A 3,325-nucleotide genomic window follows, 5' to 3' on the forward strand; every position below is an offset into this window, starting at 1 on the left:
TGGCAGGCCATTGGCGATATCTGCAATCTCTTCTCTCCAACAGAATGCAGAAACTACTTCACTGCCGCAGGCTATGGACTCACATGAAAGTCCGCCGCTCTAGCCGTATTGGGGACGGTAATTTTGGGACCAGTACGCGCACGGTCGCGAGGGGAGTTAGTTCAAAGCCCCTATAGAGGACAATCGCCGAATGACAATTGCAACGCTGAGGCCGGACGGCTGGCCGCAGGCGACGACCGTCGGCTACGTGAACGAAGGCCTTACGCTCTATTTCCTCTGCGGCCTGGATAGCCAGAAGGCGGAGAATCTGGCGCGAGACGATCGCGTGCCCTCTATCGCCGTTTCGCCTTCAACGTGCTGATTTCCAACGTCGACGATCACCTGCGCAATCACGGCTTCCTTTGGCTGGGAAGGGCATGATGGTCGCTATCGCCTGCCTACGATCTCAATCCGGTCCCGACGGATCTAGAGCCGCGGGCTCTGACGACCAACATCGATTCGTGTTCGCTGGGTCTTCTGGAGAGCGCCGCCGGGTTCTTCGCGCTGACGCTCCCGCAGGCGCGAACGGTCGCCGTGGTGACGTCGACCAGGCGCGATTTTGCCAAGGCCGCGGGGGCGCGACCGGCGGAGATCAACGGGATGGCGATCGCTTTCGAGCACGATGATCTCAAAAGGGCTCTGGCGCCGCGCGTCCCGGCCTTCGACTTGCTGCAGCCATGTTCCTGGCGAGCCCGACCAGGCGCAGGACAGCCCGCTTTGGATTCGACTCGAGCCAAACGCCCCTGATCGGGCTGACGATCGCTGGTGACGGTCGATATCAGCAAGGTCAGGCTGGTTGAGAAGTACAGGGCGCCAAAGCGCAGAAAGCCGCTGCGCGACATGGCTTAGGTCGTCCGAGGGCGGGAAGCTTGCGCGGACCTCCCATTGGTGATTTGCTTCACGTCACTTGGGAGGGGCAAATGCTGAAGGTTATTGGAATAGCGGCGCTGGCTGGGATCTGTGCCACTCCCGCCTCTGCTACGTGCTTCCAAATGAGGAGCGACGTCAACGGGGCCATTGATTATCTGCTTTGCCTCCACAATGAGCACGTGGATCTTTTGAATCAGCATGCGGACGACCTGAACGGACAAGGCGCATCAATAAGCACTCTTTCGAAAGCGGCACTCTTGGCGGATGACAACGGCCGAGAAGCAGCGAACCGCATACAGAGCTTAGAGAGAGGTCCGCGAGCTTCGCGACGAGATCGATTCGCTCAAAACTGAGCGCCAATAATGCGACGCGCGGCTGCCTCGTACTTGTTCTCGCAACGGTGAGTGCGGCTTCGGCGGACAGCCCCGCGAGGAAAGCTCGACAGATTGCTCTTCAGAATTCGTGGTCAGCATGCATGGCGATCTCCGTTGATGGGGTCGCCGCACCGAATTCACTGTCCCCGGTCTGTCGGCCGGATGCAAGTCGCTTCCACCATGCCGCCTTCACGATGCAGCATGGCGGCGACAATGACGTCGAAAACGTTCCCGACCTCCTCTTCGATCTCGTGTGCCTTGATGCCGCTCTCCTCAGCCGCTTTCAGGGCCTGGTCGGCAAGATTCCTAATACCGAACGGATCGCTTGACCTTGCGTTAGGCAGATGCTCTGCCATCCATTTGTCGAAGAAGTTGATGCCACGTGTGCTCATCCAGCCATAAGCTGGCGAATGGGATTAAGTTCCTTCTTCCCGAAAATCCTGCAGCGAGGCGTGCTTCCAACGATGCAGGCCCGGTGAGCAATTGCGAGTCGGATTGAGCCGATCGGACCTTAGTCGGCGGTTGCCGATCAGACTTTAGTCGGCGGTTCGAGGAACAAGTCACCCTCTCGATGATTGGTACGATAATACCGTCGGAAAGGAATTTCAAAGTGGGAGATGACAAGCCCAGCCGCGAGCGACTCAAGGAGGCTCAGGCGAAGGGCCTCGCGGAGGAGACCGGTATAACGGAGGCGCAGGCAAGCGATCTGATTGAAATGATTGGGACCGATCGCGCATCATTGCTGCGCGAGGCACGGATCCTGAAGAAGCGCCAAACGCCGCCGGCAAAGTCGTGACACAAGGATGGCCCCCACCCTCCGGGAGAGGACGGGGGCCGATCGGAGGACACCGATCTCAGCATCGGTCTCGTAGCAATGCTGCAGATGCCTAATCCGCGTCTCAAGGTTGCGTTCCATAAGAGGTCTGTCTGGTGCAGCGTGCCTACTTGGCCTTCTTGCCTTTTCGGTTCAGCTTCGGCTTCGATGCCAGCGCAGCAGCAGGAGCGGTTTCGGCCGTAAGTCGTTGCTCCCGTAGCCGAGCCGTCTTTGCATCTCGCGCGATGCGCTCAATGTCGGTGAAAGCCCGTGCAGCATCCGACGTGCGCTCCTGTCTGTCGGATTTTTCTTTATCAGATAAGTATCGCCTCTCCCGCATTATTGTCCTCGATCTGACGGTACGGGCTTTTGTCGCCGACCGAACCATTGTCGCCGACCGTGTTCCCCCAGACAACAGAAAAAGCCCGCGCCTCTGGCGGAGAACGCGGGCCCGATCGGGCTTTTGGCCCGTCTGCAGCGGGCGCTGAGGGGGCGCACTCGCTGATCACAGACAATCATCAGAAATCACTAAAGTTCCACCCTGACTAATACTTCGGAAACGACTGCAGCAGCATTGAGACAAGATCTTTGCCGGTGCTCGTGAAACAGAGGGCGCGATTGGTCTGGGCATTTGTCGGAAAGTCCCAACCCCAGCTTCTCCGGTGCCTGCCCTGAGTGTCTTCGCCCCGCTCCGTAAGGTTGGTCCACGTGATGTTGTTGGTGTTGCGCTTGCAGGCGCCGCCAATCAGAAGACCATCGTCGACGGTATCTGCAACCGCATCTTGAGAAGCTGGCGCCGTGCGGTGATCAGCGTGCGGATCAGCATGCTGTCGAAACCCTTGACCCGAACTTCTCGGTAGAAACCAACCTCGGCCAGATGTGCCAGGCCATTCGCATCATTCGCATCGGTCTTGTTCGCGGCCATATCCAGCGCGGCCGATGTGGCCTCTGTTCCTGTTAGGCGTGATTCTTCTCCCATGCCACCCTCCGCCGCGGCAGCGCTCAACACGAGCAAGCGAATGTAACAACAATGGGCTGAGAGGGCCGCCCAGGATTTCAGCCGAAAGGGTTACCGGGCTCTCCGGTCGATCGAAGCTGCGGGCTGGTTAATGGGCGCAGTCGCGCTGACCTTGCCCCTCTGATCTAATCCGGTTTGAAGTTCGTTCTGGCCCATCGAGAGGACCAGGACATGAAACGTAGCCGCTTCTCTGAAGAGCAGATCATCGGA

At 58.8% G+C, this 3,325-nt stretch carries 2 protein-coding genes and 3 pseudogenes; 4 read left to right on the top strand and 1 reads right to left on the bottom strand.

Annotated features, from left to right (window positions below; translation table 11 throughout):
* Nucleotides 1–190 precede the first annotated feature (190 nt).
* From NKJ13_RS31390 to NKJ13_RS31405, 4 genes and pseudogenes are all read left to right on the top strand, one after another.
* A pseudogene (locus NKJ13_RS31390) lies at nt 191–328 on the top strand (pyridoxamine 5'-phosphate oxidase family protein); the annotation flags it as partial.
* Nucleotides 301–684: pseudogene (locus NKJ13_RS31395) on the top strand (HipA domain-containing protein); the annotation flags it as partial. The pseudogenes NKJ13_RS31390 and NKJ13_RS31395, both read left to right, overlap by 28 nt.
* 700 nt (nt 685–1,384) lie before the next feature.
* Nucleotides 1,385–1,612 carry a hypothetical protein gene (locus NKJ13_RS31400; RefSeq protein ID WP_352779555.1) on the top strand — a complete coding sequence of 76 codons (228 nt, stop codon included), beginning with the start codon at nt 1,385–1,387 and terminating at the stop codon, nt 1,610–1,612.
* A gap of 281 nt (nt 1,613–1,893) precedes the next feature.
* Complete coding sequence (locus NKJ13_RS31405) at nt 1,894–2,079, top strand: hypothetical protein (RefSeq protein ID WP_352509912.1); 186 nt, start codon at nt 1,894–1,896, stop codon at nt 2,077–2,079.
* A gap of 784 nt (nt 2,080–2,863) precedes the next feature.
* On the opposite strand, the pseudogene NKJ13_RS31410 reads toward NKJ13_RS31405, so the two are convergent.
* Nucleotides 2,864–3,034, bottom strand: a pseudogene (locus tag NKJ13_RS31410) (IS110 family transposase); the annotation flags it as partial.
* Between the last annotated feature and the right edge of the window lie 291 nt (nt 3,035–3,325).

The sequence above is a fragment of the Mesorhizobium sp. M0174 genome (assembly GCF_040322275.1).
Taxonomy (GTDB): domain Bacteria; phylum Pseudomonadota; class Alphaproteobacteria; order Rhizobiales; family Rhizobiaceae; genus Mesorhizobium.